1 protein-coding gene is annotated in these 518 nt (G+C 36.3%); it reads right to left on the bottom strand.

What is annotated here, in order from left to right; genetic code table 11:
- A partial coding sequence (locus FC15_RS09370; protein WP_222592720.1) for a hypothetical protein occupies window positions 1-319 on the bottom strand: 319 nt, incomplete at its 3' end.
- Between the last annotated feature and the right edge of the window lie 199 nt (window positions 320-518).

Raw genomic sequence — 518 nt, forward strand, 5'->3', positions numbered from 1 at the left:
TTCCGCCATGAAAAATTAGGTAATAGCTTCCTGAAGTTACATCAGTTTTTTTGCTGAAACTATGAGAGCCTATTTTTGTGTTCACATCGCCGTAGTCACTATCGAGCCAAAGACTTACACTTCTTTTGAGGTTTGCATATGATGTGCCTGCACCACTTTTTGAAGTAACCTTAAGTGTTACTGTGTGTCCCTTGGCAAAATAGTGCCATACACCATTTGTCTTGCCGCTTACTATGCCGTTTCCGCCAACAGTTTTATAGGAAATATTTATTGACTGTGAATTGGCAAACACAGTTTGACCGCCAATAAATAATCCCAAGAATGCGACAAGAATAAGCCCTAGACCAAGTACTTTCGACTTGGTACCGTTTCTTTTTTCATTGAAACCCCTTCTTCCGTAAAACCCTAAGATTTAATTGAAAATTTTAACCAGTTAAGCTTAACTATATGTTGACAATAGCACATATAAAAAATTTGCAATCGTTTTCATCTAAATAAAAGAAATAAGCCTATTACTT

It is taken from the genome of Lapidilactobacillus concavus DSM 17758 (assembly GCF_001435835.1).
Classification (GTDB): domain Bacteria; phylum Bacillota; class Bacilli; order Lactobacillales; family Lactobacillaceae; genus Lapidilactobacillus; species Lapidilactobacillus concavus.